General features: G+C 35.6%; 16 protein-coding genes. 1 reads left to right on the forward strand and 15 read right to left on the reverse strand.

The window, feature by feature from the left end; all coding sequences use genetic code 11:
* Nucleotides 1–509 precede the first annotated feature (509 nt).
* From PYW32_RS08180 to PYW32_RS08210, 7 genes are all read right to left on the reverse strand, one after another.
* A complete protein-coding gene (locus PYW32_RS08180) occupies nucleotides 510–1,325 on the reverse strand; it encodes a DUF1803 domain-containing protein (RefSeq protein WP_016174793.1) in 816 nt (271 codons plus the stop codon).
* A 61-nt stretch (nucleotides 1,326–1,386) separates the two neighbouring features.
* Entirely contained in the window at nucleotides 1,387–2,313 is a 927-nt protein-coding gene (locus tag PYW32_RS08185) for a manganese-dependent inorganic pyrophosphatase (protein WP_016174792.1), read from the reverse strand.
* Between the two features lie 189 nt (nucleotides 2,314–2,502).
* Complete coding sequence (gene pflA / locus PYW32_RS08190) at nucleotides 2,503–3,270, reverse strand: pyruvate formate-lyase-activating protein (RefSeq protein ID WP_016174791.1); 768 nt, start codon at nucleotides 3,268–3,270, stop codon at nucleotides 2,503–2,505.
* A gap of 59 nt (nucleotides 3,271–3,329) precedes the next feature.
* Nucleotides 3,330–5,609, reverse strand: a complete 2,280-nt coding sequence (gene pflB, locus PYW32_RS08195; protein WP_016174790.1) for a formate C-acetyltransferase — start codon at nucleotides 5,607–5,609, stop codon at nucleotides 3,330–3,332.
* Between the two features lie 264 nt (nucleotides 5,610–5,873).
* Nucleotides 5,874–8,339, reverse strand: a complete 2,466-nt coding sequence (gene parC / locus PYW32_RS08200; protein WP_016174789.1) for a DNA topoisomerase IV subunit A — start codon at nucleotides 8,337–8,339, stop codon at nucleotides 5,874–5,876.
* Between the two features lie 11 nt (nucleotides 8,340–8,350).
* Complete coding sequence (parE, locus tag PYW32_RS08205; protein WP_016174788.1) at nucleotides 8,351–10,369, reverse strand: DNA topoisomerase IV subunit B; 2,019 nt, start codon at nucleotides 10,367–10,369, stop codon at nucleotides 8,351–8,353.
* A 134-nt stretch (nucleotides 10,370–10,503) separates the two neighbouring features.
* On the reverse strand, nucleotides 10,504–10,926 hold the full coding sequence (locus tag PYW32_RS08210; protein WP_016174787.1) for a CoA-binding protein: 423 nt from the start codon (nucleotides 10,924–10,926) through the stop codon (nucleotides 10,504–10,506).
* Nucleotides 10,927–11,021: 95 nt separating this feature from the next.
* On the opposite strand from PYW32_RS08210, the gene plsY reads away from it, so the two are divergent.
* Nucleotides 11,022–11,654: a glycerol-3-phosphate 1-O-acyltransferase PlsY gene (gene plsY, locus PYW32_RS08215; RefSeq protein WP_016174786.1), complete on the forward strand. Its 633-nt coding sequence runs from the start codon at nucleotides 11,022–11,024 to the stop codon at nucleotides 11,652–11,654.
* Nucleotides 11,655–11,681: 27 nt separating this feature from the next.
* Here plsY and PYW32_RS08220 read toward each other — a convergent pair whose 3' ends face one another.
* From PYW32_RS08220 to tnpA, 8 genes are all read right to left on the reverse strand, one after another.
* Complete coding sequence (locus PYW32_RS08220) at nucleotides 11,682–12,557, reverse strand: aldose 1-epimerase family protein (RefSeq protein ID WP_016174785.1); 876 nt, start codon at nucleotides 12,555–12,557, stop codon at nucleotides 11,682–11,684.
* Nucleotides 12,558–12,584: 27 nt separating this feature from the next.
* Nucleotides 12,585–13,370, reverse strand: coding sequence for a GTP-sensing pleiotropic transcriptional regulator CodY (gene codY / locus PYW32_RS08225; protein WP_016174784.1), 786 nt, complete (start codon nucleotides 13,368–13,370; stop codon nucleotides 12,585–12,587).
* A gap of 14 nt (nucleotides 13,371–13,384) precedes the next feature.
* The gene (gene hslU / locus PYW32_RS08230; RefSeq protein WP_016174783.1) at nucleotides 13,385–14,782 is read right to left on the reverse strand and encodes an ATP-dependent protease ATPase subunit HslU; all 1,398 of its coding nucleotides are present in this window, start codon (nucleotides 14,780–14,782) and stop codon (nucleotides 13,385–13,387) included.
* Between the two features lie 4 nt (nucleotides 14,783–14,786).
* A complete protein-coding gene (gene hslV, locus PYW32_RS08235) occupies nucleotides 14,787–15,332 on the reverse strand; it encodes an ATP-dependent protease subunit HslV (RefSeq protein WP_016174782.1) in 546 nt (181 codons plus the stop codon).
* A 39-nt stretch (nucleotides 15,333–15,371) separates the two neighbouring features.
* Nucleotides 15,372–16,268 carry a tyrosine recombinase XerC gene (gene xerC, locus PYW32_RS08240; RefSeq protein ID WP_016174781.1) on the reverse strand — a complete coding sequence of 299 codons (897 nt, stop codon included), beginning with the start codon at nucleotides 16,266–16,268 and terminating at the stop codon, nucleotides 15,372–15,374.
* Nucleotides 16,269–16,512: 244 nt separating this feature from the next.
* Nucleotides 16,513–17,934, reverse strand: a complete 1,422-nt coding sequence (locus PYW32_RS08245) for a flotillin family protein (protein WP_016174780.1) — start codon at nucleotides 17,932–17,934, stop codon at nucleotides 16,513–16,515.
* Between the two features lie 17 nt (nucleotides 17,935–17,951).
* Nucleotides 17,952–18,365 (reverse strand): hypothetical protein, encoded by a 414-nt coding sequence (locus PYW32_RS08250; protein ID WP_016174779.1) that lies wholly within the window; start codon nucleotides 18,363–18,365, stop codon nucleotides 17,952–17,954.
* A 228-nt stretch (nucleotides 18,366–18,593) separates the two neighbouring features.
* Complete coding sequence (gene tnpA, locus PYW32_RS08255; RefSeq protein ID WP_016174131.1) at nucleotides 18,594–19,067, reverse strand: IS200/IS605 family transposase; 474 nt, start codon at nucleotides 19,065–19,067, stop codon at nucleotides 18,594–18,596.

Consider the following 19,067-nt stretch of genomic DNA (forward strand, 5'->3'; position numbering starts at 1 on the left):
ATAACTAATAACGCTAAAAATAAAAAAACTGAAAAGTCGTGTAACCCTTTTGTCTTTTGATTTCTAATACAATTATATCATGTTTTTAATCTTTTAAAATAAAAATCAACAACATTATTTAAAATAACACAGGAATAATATTATTTAAAATTCTCAAGAAAAAAATGTTATTTACGGAAAAATTTTCATTCTTTCACAACAGCTTTTAAAAGTTTTTTCCTTTCATTTTCCACAAAGAAATCCAAAGAAAACACTATCAAAACAACTATTGAAAATATTTTCATTTCAAAAATAGAAAAATCGAGCGAAAATCCGAACATTTTTTCTCAATTTTTTTCACAAAATAATAAAACTATTGCGAAAATTCATTTTTCTATGAATAACTTTTTATGATAAAAATAACTAGAAAAAACGAATTTCCTCCTAAAATACCAATTAGATAACACTTTGTAGAGAAAACCATTACATTAAAATCAGATTAAAAAATTAAAAACAAAAAAAAGAACGCCTTAGCGCTCTTCCTTGATAAAAATAGTTGATATAGTTTTCATATCTAACTCGTCCATTACTCTTGCAAGAACTATTCGTCTGGTCATGATTGATAATTGCTCAAATTCAGGAAAAGAATCTACCACATATGGTCTTGTATAAACGGGCACACATAATTCAAGCGTCTCATTTTTGTTAGCTAACCCAAACATCGTCAGCGATTGGACAAAGATACTATCTCGAATACGACGACGATTGGCCAAAAGCTTCTCCACAATCACTTCTATTTGGTCCAAGTAATAGGCAACCGAAACATCGCCCAACAACTGCATCGTGGTTTGATAAACCGGTATTGGCTGCATAGTACGTAAAGAACGAAAATAACGTGGCAATGTGAGCGGCCATTCATCAACAGACAACGACGTCACCGCAAATGTTTCCGTTGACATTCGATCATAATAAACTAATGGTACAGATTCATCGATTCCATAAATCATATCTACTCTTTCTTTTGGAAATAGACTCTCTAAAAAAACAACACGATCACTTTCCTTTATTCCCGTTAAGCTTGCAGAAAGCTTTGAAGACCAACTAGCTATTTCAGTCTCATTGACTTCAATGATGGGAAAATTAAGCAAATAGCGTCGGTCTTTTCGTTGAATGATTTCTTTTTTTATTAAATGATTCAATTGTTTTTCTACTTTTGCTCCAAATACTTCTTTTAAGCGACGAAGTGTCGGTGTTTCTTTTTGTAAAATAAGAACTAATTCTTCAAAAAAAGGACTTCTCACTAGCTCAGCTACTCCTTCATCTGACGTTTCAAAAATAATTTTCATCGCTATCTCCTACGAAAAAACACTTCGGAAGATTATTCTTCGCGAAGTGTTTTTATTTTACTTAATTAAAGCTTTCAGTTAATTGTGGTACGACTTGTTTTTTACGAGAAACAACGCCTTGTAAGAACGCACGGTTATTTTCTAATGCCACGTTGAATGCTTGCTCAACATTGGCTTTTGGCTCACCCACTACTAATAATTCAGAATCACTATCTAAAATATTTGTGACCACTAATAAGAATAAGTCATAACCATTGTCTGTATTCGCTTTGTCCATCGCTGCTTCTAGTTCTGCTTGACGTTCAAATACTTCAGCCAAGTCAACCGTATTCACTTGTGCAATACGAACGTTTTTATCGCCCATTGGGAAACTTTTAGCATCTAAATCCAATAACGTTTCCACCGTTTTGTCGCTTAATTTTGTACCAGCTTTTAACATTTCTAAACCGTATGCTTCTAAATCAACATCAGCAAGCTCTGCTAATGCTTTTGCCGCTTGGATATCTTCCTCTGTGCAAGTTGGAGATTTGAATAATAATGTGTCTGATACAATTGCAGATAACATCATACCTGCTACTGCTTGAGGAATATCAATCGTATGTTCTTTATACATTTTGAAAACAATGGTACTTGTGCAGCCTACTGGTTCTGCACGATAGTATAAAGGGTTTGCTGTTTCAAAATTGGCAATTCTATGGTGGTCAACCACAGATAGGATATTCACCTCTGCAATATCTGCCACACTTTGTTGGAATTCGTTGTGATCCACTAACATCACGTCAGTTGTTTCATTTGCAACTGTTTCAACAATACGTGGTGCAGTTAAACCAAAATGATCCAAGGCATATTGTGTTTCCTCACTTGGTGCGCCTAATGCAACAGCTTCTGCATCTTTTCCTAACGCTTTTTGTAATTCTGCAAAGGCAATTGCTGCCCCGATTGCATCTGTATCCGGATTTTGGTGTCCAAAGACTAAAATTTTTGACATATGCTTCGCTCCAATCTTTCAATTCATTGTTAATCATAGCAAAATCACACAGAAATTTCCATATCTTTCCTTGAAAAGGCACGTATTATTTTGCGGCACAAAAAGAGAGTGTACCATCCATCAAAGCAAACTAAAAATATCATTCAGATATTTTAAATTGAAATAGACGGATACCACAATCTCTTTTCATTACCGCGTTAAATACTTTGTATATTGATCGACATGCAACAAGTCTTTGGCATTTTTGACACGATCTTGTCCAGGTGGCTCAATTCCTTCTAAAGGATATTTAAGCCCTAATTCATCCCATTTGTATTTTCCCATCGTATGATAGGGTAATACTTCTACTTTATCCACATTATCTAATGTTTGGATGAAATCATCTAAACGAATCAAAAATTCATCGTAATCGCTACGTTGAGGGACTAATACATGACGAATCCAAACGGGTTTGTTAATCTCAGAAAGATATTTAGCCATTTCTAAAATATTTTCATTGCTTTGTGTCGTTAATCGTTTATGCGCATCATTATCAATGTGTTTAATATCAAACAACAATAAATCAGTATAATTCATTAACTCTTCAAATTGGCTAAAAAATGGTTCTTCTCTGGTAAATGGTTTGCCACATGTATCTAGGGTCGTATGAATTCCTTGCGCTTTTGCCTTTTTAAATAAATCAATCAGAAAGTCTACTTGAAGCAAAGGTTCACCACCACTTACAGTGATACCACCTTTTTCTCCCCAATAAGCACGATATTTTGCCGCTTCTTCAAGAACATCATCTGCCGAACGCAAAGATGCTTTTGGATCATTAATCTTCCAAGTATCTGGATTATGACAAAATTGACAACGCATCCGACATCCTTGAGTGAATACGATAAATCGGACGCCAGGTCCATCAACTGTTCCAAAGCTTTCTGTAGAATGTATTCTTCCCATCACTGGAGTCGTCATAAAAATCCCTCTCTCTTTACAAAAGAGAGTGACTTCGCCACTCTCTTATTCTTTTATTCTTACAATTTGCTGTGTGATGTTCTTGCGATAACATCTGCTTGTTGTTCTGGTGTTAAGTCACGGAATTTGACAGCATAACCAGACACACGAATGGTTAAGTTTGGATATTTTTCAGGATGTTTTTGCGCATCTAATAATAACTCATTTGTAAACACGTTGACATTCAAGTGGTAACCACCTTTGTCAAAATAGCCATCCATGACATTACGTAAGTTGTTAATTCTTGTTTCTTCATCTTTTCCTAACCCATTTGGATTAATTGTCTGTGTATTTGAAATACCATCTAACGCATGTGTATATTCTAAACGAGCAGTTGAATTTAATGATGCTAATAAACCATTTTTCTCTCCTAAGAATTTACCATCTTGATAACTTGGATTTGCACCTGGAGCAAGTGGTTTACCTGCACGACGTCCATCTGGCGTATTCCCAGTCGCTTTTCCATAAACAACATTTGACGTAATCGTCAATAGGGATGTTGTTGGACGAGAATTACGGTACGTATGTTGACGTTTAATTTGTGTCATGAAATAATCTAAAATCCAATTTGCCATTTCGTCAGCTTCTTCATTATCATTACCATATGTTGGAAATTCATTTTGAGGAACATAGTCCACTGCCATACCATCTTCATCGCGAATCACTTGAACATGACCATGTTTAATCGCCATCACACTATCTGTCGCATGAGAAATTCCAGCAATACCTGTCGCAAATGTACGTTTCAAATCCGAATCCATCAATGCTAATTGCGCCGCTTCATACGCATATTTATCATGCATGTAGTGAATCACATTTAAAGTATTCACATATAACTCAGCTAACCAATCCATAATATCTTTGAAGCGTTCCATGAATTCATGGTAATCTAACGTTTCACCTGTCATTGGACGATATTTTGGCCCTACTTGCATTTTTGTTTTCTCATCGATACCGCCATTGATTGCATACAAGACAGCTTTTGCCAAGTTGGCGCGAGCACCAAAGAATTGCATGTCTTTTCCAGTAACAGTCGCTGATACACAACAAGCGATTGCACAATCATCTGAACCCCAATTTGTTCGTAACAAATCATCATTTTCAAATTGGATAGAAGAACTTTCTTTCGCAATTTTTGCTGCGTACGTTCTAAATCCTTCTGGTAAATGAGAAGAATACAACACAGTCAAGTTGGGTTCTGGTGATGGTCCCATATTTGTCAATGTGTGTAAAATACGGAAATCACTTTTCGTTACCAATGAACGGCCATCCATCCCCATACCAGCAATTGATAATGTTGCCCAAATTGGATAACCAGAGAACAATTGATTATAGTCTGGTGTCCGTGCAAATTTCACCATACGCAACTTCATAATTAAATGATCAATCATTTCTTGTGCTTCAAATTCAGTAATAACACCACGTTCTAAATCACGTTGAATATAAATATCTAGGAAAGCAGAAATACGTCCAATTGACATCGCTGCACCATTTTGTGATTTTATGGCACCTAAGTAACCGAAGTATAACCATTGAATAGCTTCTTGCGCATTTTCGGCTGGACGAGAAATATCAAATCCATAAGAAGCAGCCATTTTTTTCAAATCATTTAAAGCACGATATTGCTCAGTAATTTCTTCACGTAAACGAATCACATCATCTGTCATTACTTTATTTCCTGTATTATCGTGATCTTTTTTCTTTTGCTCCATTAAGAAGTCCACGCCATACAATGCGACACGTCGATAATCCCCAATAATACGGCCACGACCATATGCATCTGGCAAACCAGTAATAATTTTATTTTTACGAGCTAATCGCATTTCTGGTGTGTAAACATCGAATACGCCTTGATTGTGTGTTTTTCGCCATTCACTAAAAATTTTTGTCATTTCTTCATCAGCTTCATAACCATTTGAAACCAAAGCATTATTTGCCATATTGATTCCACCAAATGGTTGGAAAGCTTGCTTTAATGGTACGTCAGTTTGCAAACCAACAATTTTTTCTTCTTCTTCAATTAAATATCCTGGTGCATGTGAAGTCAAAGTAGATGGAATATTGTTATCCATATCGTAGACACCATTTTGTTGATGTTGCACTTCAAATAATTCTTGTAATCTTGTCCATAATTTGTCTGTACTAGGAGCAATACCGGCTAAAAAACTATCATCTCCGCGGTATTCTGTGTAGTTTGCTTGAATAAAATCACGTGTGTTAATTTCTTTTTTCCACTGGCCGCCTTTAAAACCTTCCCAAGCAGTATTTAATTGTTCTGTTTTGTTTGTTACTGATGCCATTTTATGTTCCTCCTTATGTCCTGTTCATTGTAACAGCTCTACGTGAATAGTATAACACGTTAACAAAACTTTGCAAGTGTTTACATATATTTTTGTTAACAATAAAATATTTTTTTACATTTTTTTTAAAACAAATACTAATTTAACAGCATTTATTAATTGTGATTTATTTATCAATTAACATTTTTTAAATTTGAAAAAAAGTGAACAAACACTTATAAAAAAGAGGTTCTGTATTGTTACAGAACCTCTTTTTTATATTAATTATACAACAGCGTTTTCACTGATAATCGATGGATCGGTCATTTCAATAACCGACGTTACTTCCCCACCTTGTTTTTCATCCATCACAAATGACCCATTAGATGTTCGTTCATTAATCGCATACGTATCGGATAAAATCAATTGTTCTTCTCCTTTTTGATTTTGAAGACGAAGCTGCTTGGTTTCACCATTGCCCATATAAACAACGCGATGTGGATTTGCTTTCAATTCTCTTAAAATCATTAATCCACGTTTCGCACGACCTAATTGCGTTAACTCTTGCGCTAGCATCCGTTTCACAGCACCACGCTGAGTCACTACGATTATTGGTGTATCTCCTTCAGAATAAACAAGCGTCCCATTAACGACGAAATCACTTTCTTTGAGATTCATCGATTTTACACCGGCAGCTTTAGGACCGACAACGGGAACTTCAGTTAATGGATAACGTAAACCAAAGCCCATATGACTTGCTAAAAAGATATCTAAATTTTCTTCTTGATTCACTAAAAAGACATTGGTTAATTCGTCTGTCTCTGATTTAAATTTGATAATAGCTGTCGGACGGCTCTTATACGTGCGCCATGGTTCAAATTCAGTCATTCGGGTTTGCTTAATCAAGCCTTCTTTGCTAATCAATACAAAGTTCTTTAATGGATGTAATTCATTATACGTAAATACGCCTAAAATGGATTCATCAATTGAAAAATTCAAAATTGTTTGAGAAATATGCTCGCCAATTTCTTTCCAACGCATATCCGGTAATTCATGTACTGGACGATAAATGACATTTCCTTTATTGGTAATCAATAATAGATGATCTAATGTATTGGCTTGTCCGGTATATAAAACATAATCGCCTTCTTTCATCCCCAGTTCTTCTGGTTTAGAAGCCGCATATGAACGTAAACTACTACGTTTGATATATCCTTCATGCGTTACTGAAACGACAACATCCTCTTGAGGAACCAACACTTCTGTTTCGATTTTGATTTCTTGAATTTCATCTTCAATTCTTGTCAAACGAGGTTGTCCATATTGTTTTTTGACTTCACGTAATTCTTTTTTCACCACTTTTAATAATTCTGATTCGTTATGAATGATATTTTGTAGATGAGCAATTAAAGCCGCAAGTTCTTCGGCTTCTGCTTTTAATTGCGTGATATCTGTATTTGTCAAACGGTACAATTGCAACGTAACAATTGCTTCAGCTTGTACTTCTGTAAATTGATGTTCAATAATTAAATTATTTTTCGCATCTTTTTTATCTTTACTGCCGCGAATCGTGGCAATCACTGCATCTAAAATCGACAAAGCTTTAATTAAACCGTCCACAACATGTTGTCTGGTTTCGGCTTTTTCAAGATCATAACGACTGCGCTTTAAGATCACGCCACGACGATGCTTCACATAGCTTTCTAAAATACGCTTCAATCCAACTTGTTGTGGACGCATTTCATCAATAGCTACCATATTGAAATTATAGTTAATTTGTAATTCAGTATTTTTGAAAAGATAATTTAAAATTCCTTGCGCATTCACATCTTTTTTCAATTCCACAACGATTTGCAATCCTGTACGGTCACTTTCATCACGCACTTCAGCAATCCCTTCGATTTTTTTATTCAATCGAATTTCATCCATTTTTTTCACAAGGGTAGCTTTATTTACTTCATAAGGAATTTCATTAATAATAATTTGTTGTTTTCCACCACGAATGGTTTCAATACGTGTTTTTGAACGTAAAATAACTTTTCCTTTACCTGTCTCATACGCTTTCTTGATTTCTTCTTTTCCTTGTAAGATACCACCTGTTGGAAAATCAGGACCTGGAATAAATTCCATTAATTTTTCTAAAGAGGCTTGTGGATGATCAATTAAATAAATGGTTCCATTGATAACTTCTTCTAAATTATGTGTTGGAATTTCTGTTGCGTAACCAGCTGAAATTCCTGTTGAACCATTGACCAATAGATTGGGATATTTTGCAGGTAAAACAGTCGGCTCTTTTTCAGTATCATCAAAGTTCCAAACAAAATCGACTGTTTCTTTTTCGATGTCTTTTAACAATTCACCACTTAATTGTGATAAACGCGCTTCTGTATAACGCATCGCAGCCGGTGGATCACCGTCCATACTTCCGTTATTTCCATGCATCTCAATTAAGATTTCACGCAGTTTCCAATCTTGGCTCATTCGAACCATTGCTTCATAAATACTGCTATCTCCATGAGGATGGTAATTCCCCATAATATTTCCGACTGATTTTGCTGACTTTCTAAAGCCTTTTTCATGGGTATTACCGTCTTTATTCATCGCAAATAAGATTCTGCGTTGTACTGGCTTTAACCCATCACGAATATCAGGTAAAGCACGTTCTTGAATGATATATTTAGAATATCTTCCAAAGCGATCTCCCATGACTTCTTCCAATGTTAATTCTTGAATATTGTGTGTATGTTCCAAGAGATCACCTCCTAATCGTCAAATAAATTTAACTCTTGAACTTCTTGAATAGTTTGTGTTTCGATTTCAGGTTCGTCTTCTTTTTTCTCAAGAATACTTCCTTCTTCTTCCAACGAAAATTGAACATGTGCTTCAATCCATTTTCTTCTTGGCTCCACTTTGTCTCCCATTAACGTTGTCACACGACGTTCAGCTTTTGCAGCATCATCAATGCGAACACGAATTAACATTCTTGTTTCTGGATCCATTGTGGTTTCCCATAATTGCTCAGCATTCATTTCACCAAGACCTTTATAGCGTTGAATCATATAACCACGGCCGACTTTTTTCGTCATTTGATCTAACTCTTCATCAGTCCAAGCATATTCAATGACTTCTTTTTTTCCAGACCCTTTAGAAACCTTATAGAGTGGTGGCAAAGCGATATACACTTTTCCTGCTTCAATTAATGGTTTCATATAACGGTAAAAGAACGTTAATAATAAGACTTGGATATGCGCACCATCGGTATCCGCATCGGTCATGATAATGACTTTATCGTAATTACAATCTTCAATAGCAAATTCTGGTCCAACACCTGCACCGATTGTATAAATCATTGTATTAATTTCTTCATTTTTTAGAATATCTTGCATTTTAGCTTTTTCTGTATTAATTACTTTACCTCGTAACGGCAAAATGGCTTGGAATTTGCGGTCACGACCTTGTTTCGCAGAACCACCAGCTGAATCTCCTTCGACAAGATACAATTCATTTTTCTGAGGATTACGTGATTGCGCAGGAGTTAATTTACCAGATAGCAAAGATTCGCCTTTTTTACGTTTTTTGCCTGTTCGACTTTCTTCACGTGCTTTACGCGCTGCTTCACGTGCTTCACGTGCTTTAATCGCTTTACGAACAAGCATTTGGCTCATTTCACTATTTTCTTGTAAATAAAATCCTAATTGTTCACCTAAAACTGAATCAACTGCTCCGCGTGCCGCAGGTGTTCCTAATTTTTCTTTGGTTTGGCCTTCAAATTGTAAAAGATTTTCTGGAATACGAACCGATAAAATAGCCGATAGTCCTTCACGGAAATCACTACCTTCTAAGTTTTTATCTTTTTCTTTTAATAAATTCACTTTGCGTGCATATTCATTGAAAGCTTTGGTCATCGACGTTTTCAAACCAACTTCATGTGTCCCACCATCTTTAGTCCGCACATTATTAACAAAAGACAAGACATTTTCCGAATACCCATCATTATATTGAAAGGCTACTTCAACTTCGATGCCTTCACGTTCACCAGAAAAGTAGGCAACTGGTGTTAGCGTATCTTTTTCTTCATTTAAGTAAGTAACAAATTCTTTAATACCTTCTTCATAAAGGAAAGTTTCTTCGACTTTCTCTTCACCACGAAGGTCTGTTAACGTAATTTTTACACCACGTAATAAAAATGCTGACTCTCGCAAACGCTCTGCTAACGTCGTATACGAGAATTTCGTTACTGAAAAGATACTCGCATCTGGTAAAAAGTGCACTTGTGTACCATTAGGTTTTCTTGTTTTACCAATTTTTTGTAGCGTCCCATCTGGTTTGCCGCCATCTTTGAATTTTTCTTGGTATTCAATGCCATCACGCACAATCGTTACGTTTAGCCATGTGGATAAAGCATTGACTACACTGGCACCTACACCGTGTAAGCCACCAGATGTTTTATATCCACCTTGACCAAACTTACCACCAGCATGTAAGACAGTAAAAATAACTTCAACTGTAGGAATTCCTGAAGCATGCATTCCCACCGGCATACCACGTCCACTATCTTGGACACTAATACTATTATCTTCATGAATAGTGACATGAATTTCATTTCCATAACCTGAAAGAGCTTCATCGACAGCATTATCAAAAATTTCATATACTAAATGATGTAAGCCTCGGCCATCTGTCGAACCGATATACATCCCGGGTCTTTTTCTTACCGCTTCTAATCCTTCTAAAACTTGGATCGACGCGTCATTGTATTCATTGGTTTGTTTTTTTACCAAAGCTAGCGCTCCTTTTTCAAAATTTACTCGAATCATTATACATCATATTTGTTCGACTAAGCAAAAAATTCGTGAAGAACAAGAAAAAAATTCTAAGAAGAAGCTTTCTCTTAGAACTTTTTTTCATTCTTTACTTACGCCATTTTTGCTAATTCGATTTTAATGCAACGATTCATTACAATATCTGTACGACCTGCCGCTTGCAATATTTCTGCAGCTTCATCATTTTCAATTCCTAATTGCGCCCAATAGACCTTCGCATTTGTTTCTAAAAATGCCTTAGCGATGTCAGGTAAAAATTCACTACGTCTAAAAATATCTACAATATCAATTGTTTCAGTAATATCTTGTAACTGTTCATAAACAGGTTCACCGAGAATTGTTTGTCCTGCTAATACTGGATTTACCGGAAAAATTCGGTAACCATGCTCTTGTAAAAGTTGGGCAATTTGATAACTTGTACGATCTTCTTTATTACTTAAACCAATAACTGCGATATTTTTCGCCTCTTTTAAATATGCTTGAATCGTTTCTTCACTTGGATTTTGAAAACTCATCGTACTTCCTCCTCTGAATATTTCGTTCTTTTTTATTGTTGCAATGCGTAATTCATGCTAAAATTGCTCTAGTTCTTTTAAGAAAGTTGGTCATTATGAAAATTATAATTTTATTGGTCATTGCTTATTTACTAGGTTCAATTCCTTCAGGTGTATGGATTGGCAAACTCTTTTTCAAAAAAGACATTCGCCAATTTGGTAGTGGAAATTCTGGCACCACAAATACCTTTCGTGTCTTAGGAAAAAAAGCAGGGATTATCGTCTTATTAATGGATATTTTAAAAGGTACACTAGCAACTAGTTTACCCGTTATTTTTCACATTACAACCATTAACCCTTTATGGTTTGGGGTTTGCGCTATTTTAGGGCATACGTTTCCAATCTTTGCTGGATTCAAAGGTGGAAAAGCGGTGGCAACTAGTGCGGGGATGCTGTTAGGTTATCAACCACTGTTCTTTATATACTCAACAGTCCTCTTTCTTATCTGTTTGTTCATTACCAGTATGGTAAGTTTAGCAAGTATGATTGCCGCTGTACTCATCACGTTATCAACATTTTTTATCCCATATATTGCGCCAATGATTTTAGAAAAGCAAGACTGGTTATTAACCATTATCGCTATTTGTGTGACAACCTTTATTTTTTATCGCCACAAAGATAATATCAAACGCATAAAAAACGGAACAGAAAACAAAGTGCCGTTTGGATTAAACAAACCGAAAAAATAAGCTGGGTGTATCCACCCAGCTTATTTTTTATTTCACTGTAATGGAGTACTTCGTTTCAAATACCTCTTGCGCATCTAATTGACGAATACCTAATTTTTCTGTTAATTCACCGCTTGCATCGTGAGTATCCGCAATACCTTCCCAAGGTTCAATGCACACAAAAGGAGACGCAACTGGATAGGTTGACCAAATCCCTACATACGGCATATTATTATACGTCAAAGTCACACTATGTGGTGAATTTTCACTACGAATCGAAAATGAATTTAATCCTTTTGTTTCGAAAATCAAGGCATCATTTTTAAATAAATCGTGAGTTAAAGCTATATTTGTATTCGTTTGTCCAAGTGTACGTTGTTCTAAATCTACATACCGACCACGTAACGGCAACGCAACACGAGATTTCATTGGTGAAGGTTCTAGATAATAATCTTCAAACTTTTCCCCTTCTTCCAACGGCACATTAAACGCCGGATGTCCACCAATAGAAAAATACATTTCTTCTGATGAGGGATTTTCTACACGGTATTTGACAACAATCCCGTCACCGCCTAATTCATAGGTCAAAATTAATTTAAAATCAAAAGGATACACTTTTTTGGTTTCTGGTGTACTTTCCAAAATAAAACTAGCGGCATCCTCTTGTTGTTCAAGTACCTTAAATTCCATATCGCGAGCAAATCCATGTTGTGGTAGTTCATATGTTTCCCCTTGATACGTGTATTGATTGTCTTTTAATGAACCAACAAATGGAAATAAAACTGGCGCATGACGAGCCCAATGTTTGGGATCCGCTTGCCAAATGTATTCAATCTCTGTTTCTTTACTTTTTAAGCTCTTTAACTCGGCACCATGCGTTGAGATAATCGCTTTTAAGTGAGGTGTTTCAATTGTAATATCCATTTTATTTCCCCCTTAGAGTTTAAAAATTTATGCTTTATCTAACTCATCTTTAAAACGATGATTTAATACTTTCAAATACGTTCCTTTCATCCCCAATGAACGTGATTCAATAATACCCGCAGATTCTAATTTGCGTAATGCATTCACAATCACAGAACGAGTAATACCAATTTCGTCAGCAATATTTGATGCAGTTAAACGTCCTTCGTCACCTTCTAACGCATTGAAAATCGCTTGTACGGCTTTTAATTCGCTATAAGATAAGGTATTCACAGCCATTTGAACTGCTGTTGCGCTACGAATATCTTCTTCGATATTACGTGATGTTTGGTATAAAATTTGCATCCCAACAACAGTTGCACTATATTCTGCTAAAACCAAATCATTGTCATCAAATGAATCATCAATCCTTGAAAGAATGATTGTCCCTAGACGTTCACCAGCACCAAAAATTGGCACAACTGTCGTTAAACCATTTGGATAAAGTTCACGTGATTCAATCGGAAAAGCAGTCATATCACTATCGATGGTAATGTTTGCTTCTGTTGCATGTAAATTATCTACCATGTCGGTATAAGTTTTGGGAAATTGTTTTTCAACAAACATATTTTTCACACGCGCATTGTTTACATCATGCTTTTCATTAAAGCCTAATAAGCTGCCATTGCTACTAATAATATACGCATTGCTATCTAAAATATCTCCTAAAATAATCGCCATTTTATCATAAGGCAAATCAGAATCCATATTAAATGTGTTTTTTTGTTGTAATAATTCATTAATTTGTCTTGTTTTATCTAAAAGTGTAGTCATTGCTTTCTCCTTTATTATAAAATATAACGACTTAAATCTTCATCTTTGGCAATATCTGCTAATTTTTCATCAACATATGCTTCTGTAATTGTAATTTCAGCCATTTGCATATCAGAAGCTTCAAAAAGAAGATCTTCTAGAAGTTTTTCCAAAATAGTGTGTAGACGACGCGCGCCGATGTTATCTGTATCACGATTCACTTGGAAGGCAATTGCAGCAATACGTTCAATTGCTTCTAACGTAAACGTGACTTGGACATTTTCGGTACCCAATAATGCGACATATTGTTTCACCAAGGCATTGTTTGGTTCTTTTAAGATTTTAACGAAATCTTCGGCTGTTAAATCATCTAATTCCACGCGGATTGGGAAGCGTCCTTGTAATTCTGGAATTAAATCACTTGGTTTCGATAAATGGAAAGCACCTGAGGCAATGAACAAAATATGATCTGTTTGTAACGCACCATATTTTGTATTCACTTGAGACCCCTCAACAATTGGTAAAATATCACGTTGCACACCTTCACGAGAAACTTCTCCTGATTGTTGTGATTTAGATGTCACTTTATCAATCTCATCAATAAAGATAATTCCACTTGATTCAGCTAAGCGTAAAGCTTCACTGTTAATGTCCGCATCATTGACTAATTTAGACGATTCTTCTTGAATTAATAATTCACGGGCTTCTTTGACAGTAACCGTACGTTCAACTTTTTTCCGTGGCTTTAACGCACCTAATGTTTCGTTTAAATCAATCCCCATTTGTTCCAAGCCATTATTCATCATTGGGGCTTGTGTTTTTGGTTCATCAATTTCAATCGTTACTTCGCGGGAATCCAAAGCACCACGTTCTAATTGGTCAAAAATTGATTGGCGATTGACGCGAATTTCATCAGTTAATTCTTCTTTTGGTTCTTCTGGTTGTTGCATCGTATTAAACATGCTCATCATTTGTTCATATGGATTAGTAGATTGTTTTTGCTCTTTTTTAATTCCTGGAACTAAAACTTTTGCTAAACGACGATTGGCTTTTTTCTCCGCTTGAATGCGTACACGAGTGTATTGTTCTTTTTGGACGATTTGAATCGCATTTTCGACTAAATCTCGAACCATCGACTCTACATCACGGCCAACGTAACCAACTTCGGTAAATTTAGTTGCTTCAACTTTCACAAATGGGGCTTGGACAATTTTGGCTAAGCGACGGGCAATTTCTGTTTTACCAACACCTGTTTGTCCGATCATTAAAATGTTTTTTGGTGTCACTTCTTGTTGCATTTTTTCATCCAATTGCAAACGACGATAACGGTTACGCAATGCAACAGCTACTGATTTCTTAGCAGCTTGTTGTCCGACGATATACTGGTCTAACTCAGTAACAATTTCTTTTGGTGAAATATTTTGATTCATCATAAAACTAACATTCCTCTACAATAATATTATGGTTGGTAAAGACGCAAATATCTGCGGCTATATTTAATGCATTTTCAGCAATTTCTTTTGCTGTTAATTCGTTACTAGCATATTTTTTCATAGCACGGGCAGCGGATAACGCATAGTTTCCACCTGAACCAATGGCTAAAATACCATCATCTGGGGCAATCACTTCGCCAGTTCCCGAAACTAATAACATTTCATTTTTATTCATAACAATCAACATTGCTTCTAGTTTTTGCATAGATTGTTTTGTACGCCATTCTTGTGCTAATTCTACAGCAGCACGTTGTAAGTTTCCGTTGTATTCATTTAATTTACCTTCAAATTTTTCTTCTAAAGTAAATGCATCCGCAACACTTCCCGCGAAACCGACAACGACTTCGCCATTGTAGATACGACGAACTTTACGCGCAGTGCCTTTCATGACGATTTGTTCGCCCATTGTTACTTGACCGTCACCGGCCATTGCAAATTTACCGTCTTTTTCAACGGCACAAATAGTGGTTGAATGAAATTGTGATTCCATGAATAATTGTCCTCCTAAATAACTTTAAATAAACAGTGATTATGCTCTTGGATGAAACTGTCGATAGTTTTTTTGCAAACTTTCCTTCGTTACATGCGCATAAATTTGTGTAGTTGATAAATTAGCATGTCCTAGCAATTCTTGTACCGTTCGCATGTCCGCACCATTATTCAATAAGTGTGTCGCAAACGTGTGCCGTAACATGTGTGGGTGAATATGACTATCGAGACTACTTTTACGAATTACTTGATTGAGTGCATATTCAATTCCCGTTGAAGTAATGGGATCACCTAAACGGTTTACAAAGACAAATGAATGTTCTTTGTGATATTTTTCCATCAAAAAGCGGCGGCCTTGTTCAAAATAAGTCTGTAACGCTTCTTGTGCATAAGCTCCAAAAGGCACGTAGCGTTCTTTATTCCCTTTTCCGAGAATCAATAAGACCCCATTTTCCCAATCGATTTGATTGACCTCTAAATTGGCGCATTCACTTACACGTAAACCTGAACCATATAATATTTCTAAAAGTCCACGATTACGCTGTTGCAAAGGTTCTGAACCTTGTACGCTTTCAAAAAGAGCTGCCATTTCATCTTCATAAAAGAAACGAGGAAGTTTTACACCTTTTTTCTTTAAATGAATATATGAAAATGGGTTTTCAGAAATGACCTCTTGTTTCAACAAATACTGATAAAAAGAGCGTAAACTAGCAATTTTTCGACTGATTGTATTGCGACTATATTGTTTCTCGTTTAATTCACCGAGATATATTCGAACATCACGATGATCAATCGTTAAATACTCTTTGTTTTTCGCTTCCAAAAAAGCAAAAAAGACCTTCATATCTTCTTGATAGGCTGCTTGCGTTTTTTCAGAGTAGCCTCGCTCTACCATGAGATAGCGGAAAAATTCAGCGGGCCAATCTCTTGATACCATTGCTTTTCCCCCATTCTTGATTCTCTTAACTTTAGCATAGACCAAAAGAAAAAACAAACGAATTGTCAGAATTTAATCAATATTTCAAAGTAACTTCACAATTGAGAAAATTTGCATATAATTTTCTAAAAATTTTCTAAAACAACTTTTCATTTTTCTTACTATTTTGTTATTTTATAGAAATCATTTAAAGAAAAAAGTCTGTTGAATAAATAAATTATCCAACAAACCTTCAACTATACGTTTATTTTTCTTCTTCGACTAATACGGGTTTTGGTTCTTGATTTTTTGCTTCGATTGCTTGAACAATTTCTTTATTGCCTTGTTTCGTTGCCATTGTTTCATTAATTAATCCAACTAAATCGAGACCTGTTGTTTCTTTGATGGTATCAAAAGTTCGCGCTAGTCCAGCTTCGCCCATTTCGTGTAAACCATCGCTTCCACCAAAGCTAACAACTTTGTCAATATTGCTGATTGGTGCGTTGACTTCCTTGGCAATTTCTGGAAGAACTTTAATGAATTCCATTAAAATACCTGCTTCGTTGAGTTTTTGTAAAGCCAATGCCATTTTTTCTTTACTTTCAGCTTCGGCTTGACCAACCTTCGCAATTTTATCCGCTTCAGCTGCCCCAAGTTTTTCAACTCGTTGTGCTTCAGCTTCTGCTGCTAAACGAACTTTTTCAGCATCTGCTTCCGCTTTCGCAATTTCTCTCGCTTTTTCAGCCAAGGCATTTTGTTCCATTACATATTTATCCGCTTCGGCTTTTTTACGAACCGTCGCATTTAATTCTTTCTCGCTTAATTCTGCTTGTTTTTCTTGAATTTCGATATTTTTTTCTTGTTCAATTAAACGAACTTTCATTTTCTCGCCAGTCGCTATTTGCTCTGCCTTCGCAACCGCCACATCTTGTTCTTGTTTATATTGTGCTTGTTTTAATTGCATTTCTTTGGTCGCTTCGGCAATTTCTGTTTTACGACGAATTTCTTCATGCTGAGCTAACTGTTCATTTTCCGCTTGTTTAATTCGTGTTTCACGTAAAGCATTTGATTCAGCCACTTCAGCATTTTTCTTCACTTCAGCAATTTGTGGACGACCTAAAGCATCTAAGTAACCATTTGGATCCGTAACATCTTTAATTGTAAAAGAGACAATTTCCAAACCCATTTTTCGCAAGTCAGTCGATGCCACTTCTTGAACTTGTTCTGCGAAATCATCACGGTTTTTATAGATAGCTTCAACAGTCATTGTTCCTAAGATAGCACGTAAATGACCTTCTAATACTTCTTGCGCTTCATCTTCTAATTCTTGTGTTGATTTTCCTAGATATTGCTCAGCCGCTGTTTTAATGGATTCGACACTATTCCCTACTTTAACTAAAACAGTCGCACTAGCTAAAATTGGTACCCCTTGTTCCGTATAAACTTCTGGTGTACCGATTTCTAATTTATGTGTTAATAAGCTTAATTTATGTGCCTTTTGCACAATCGGAATTACAAATGTCCCACTATTTTTTAAAATTTTGATTCCTTCTTTTCCTAAAAAAGAACCTGTTACAATTAAAGCTTCATCGGGTTTTCCAATACGATAACGAACCATTAAAAAGGCTAAAATTGCAATAAAGGCAATAATTCCCCAAAGAATAGGACTACTCAAAACTTCTAACATTTAAACCACTCTCCTCTTTAAAAATGATCGCTTTTAACAACTAAGGCAATGCCCTGTTCATCAAAATCAATAATTAACACTTTGGTTCCTATAGGTAAAACGACATCACTATTTCGATCTTCTTCACGATAAAATTTAGCAGGATAAACTGAAATTGCTGTTTCACTTCCTATCTCAATTACTTCACCGATAGAATTCCCTCGAAGTCGTGTAGTCAATTCGCCAATTAAATAATCTTCTTTTCCTAACACATTGCTTTTATTTTTATCAGTTAATTGATTGTATAAAAACATTAAAGGAAAAAAAATTAGCGAAAAAAGTAAATATAATATGAAAATAACAAGAAGAAAAAAGAGCAACCATAACAATGCTTGTATAAAGATAGGTTGACTTGCTCTAAATTGGTTTAATTGTTCAATAAATCCAAACATCTAATAACCCACCTTTCGTTATTTCATACTTTAATGATAGCGCATTCCCTCATTAGGTTCAAGAATATTTCCAAAGATAGGTCTTAAGACCGATAATCAAAACCTCCAGTGTGAACTGGAGGTTTGTTCTTCGGCTGAAAGCCTCTTTTACCGGCCATAGCCTAAAAGGCTTCCTGAACGGTTTCCCACTTGCACCACTTTTACTCACTGATCCTTAAAGAATCTCTTTCACTTCTTCTTGTTTTTTTGTCCTGTAAACGGATCATACTCTTCAAACAATGTTAGCTGATCTGCTACATAATCTTCTTGTACTTGATTCCGAATGTATTCTTCGATCTGCTTCTTATTTCTTCCTACTGTATCCACGTAATACCCTCTACACCAAAATTTTCGGTTCCCATACCGATACTTCAAATTCGCATGTCTGTCAAAAATCATTAAGCTACTCTTGCCTTTTAAATAGCCTACAAAACCTGATACACTATATTTTGGTGGGATACTTACGAGTAAGTGGATATGATCTTTGCACGCATTTGCTTCGATGATCTCCACTCCTTTTCTTTCACATAATGTTCGGATGATCTCACCTATACTTTTCTTATACTTTCCATAAATCACTTGTCGTCTATATTTTGGTGCAAAAACAATGTGGTACTTACATTTCCATGTCGTGTGTGATAAACTTTCATTAGCCTTTTTCAT

This window comes from Enterococcus saccharolyticus subsp. saccharolyticus, from assembly GCF_029023825.1.
GTDB lineage: Bacteria > Bacillota > Bacilli > Lactobacillales > Enterococcaceae > Enterococcus_F > Enterococcus_F saccharolyticus.

Excerpts from the sequence above, each read along its gene's own strand:
- PYW32_RS08180 (WP_016174793.1), bottom strand. The coding sequence starts at position 1,325 with ATGAAAATTATTTTTGAAACGTCAGATGAAGGAGTAGCTGAGCTAGTG.
- PYW32_RS08185 (WP_016174792.1), bottom strand. The coding sequence starts at position 2,313 with ATGTCAAAAATTTTAGTCTTTGGACACCAAAATCCGGATACAGATGCA.
- pflA (WP_016174791.1), bottom strand. The coding sequence starts at position 3,270 with ATGACGACTCCAGTGATGGGAAGAATACATTCTACAGAAAGCTTTGGA.
- pflB (WP_016174790.1), bottom strand. The coding sequence starts at position 5,609 with ATGGCATCAGTAACAAACAAAACAGAACAATTAAATACTGCTTGGGAA.
- PYW32_RS08210 (WP_016174787.1), bottom strand. The coding sequence starts at position 10,926 with ATGAGTTTTCAAAATCCAAGTGAAGAAACGATTCAAGCATATTTAAAA.
- plsY (WP_016174786.1), top strand. The coding sequence starts at position 11,022 with ATGAAAATTATAATTTTATTGGTCATTGCTTATTTACTAGGTTCAATT.
- PYW32_RS08220 (WP_016174785.1), bottom strand. The coding sequence starts at position 12,557 with ATGGATATTACAATTGAAACACCTCACTTAAAAGCGATTATCTCAACG.
- codY (WP_016174784.1), bottom strand. The coding sequence starts at position 13,370 with ATGACTACACTTTTAGATAAAACAAGACAAATTAATGAATTATTACAA.
- hslU (WP_016174783.1), bottom strand. The coding sequence starts at position 14,782 with ATGATGAATCAAAATATTTCACCAAAAGAAATTGTTACTGAGTTAGAC.
- hslV (WP_016174782.1), bottom strand. The coding sequence starts at position 15,332 with ATGGAATCACAATTTCATTCAACCACTATTTGTGCCGTTGAAAAAGAC.
- xerC (WP_016174781.1), bottom strand. The coding sequence starts at position 16,268 with ATGGTATCAAGAGATTGGCCCGCTGAATTTTTCCGCTATCTCATGGTA.
- PYW32_RS08245 (WP_016174780.1), bottom strand. The coding sequence starts at position 17,934 with ATGTTAGAAGTTTTGAGTAGTCCTATTCTTTGGGGAATTATTGCCTTT.
- PYW32_RS08250 (WP_016174779.1), bottom strand. The coding sequence starts at position 18,365 with ATGTTTGGATTTATTGAACAATTAAACCAATTTAGAGCAAGTCAACCT.
- tnpA (WP_016174131.1), bottom strand. The coding sequence starts at position 19,067 with ATGAAAAAGGCTAATGAAAGTTTATCACACACGACATGGAAATGTAAG.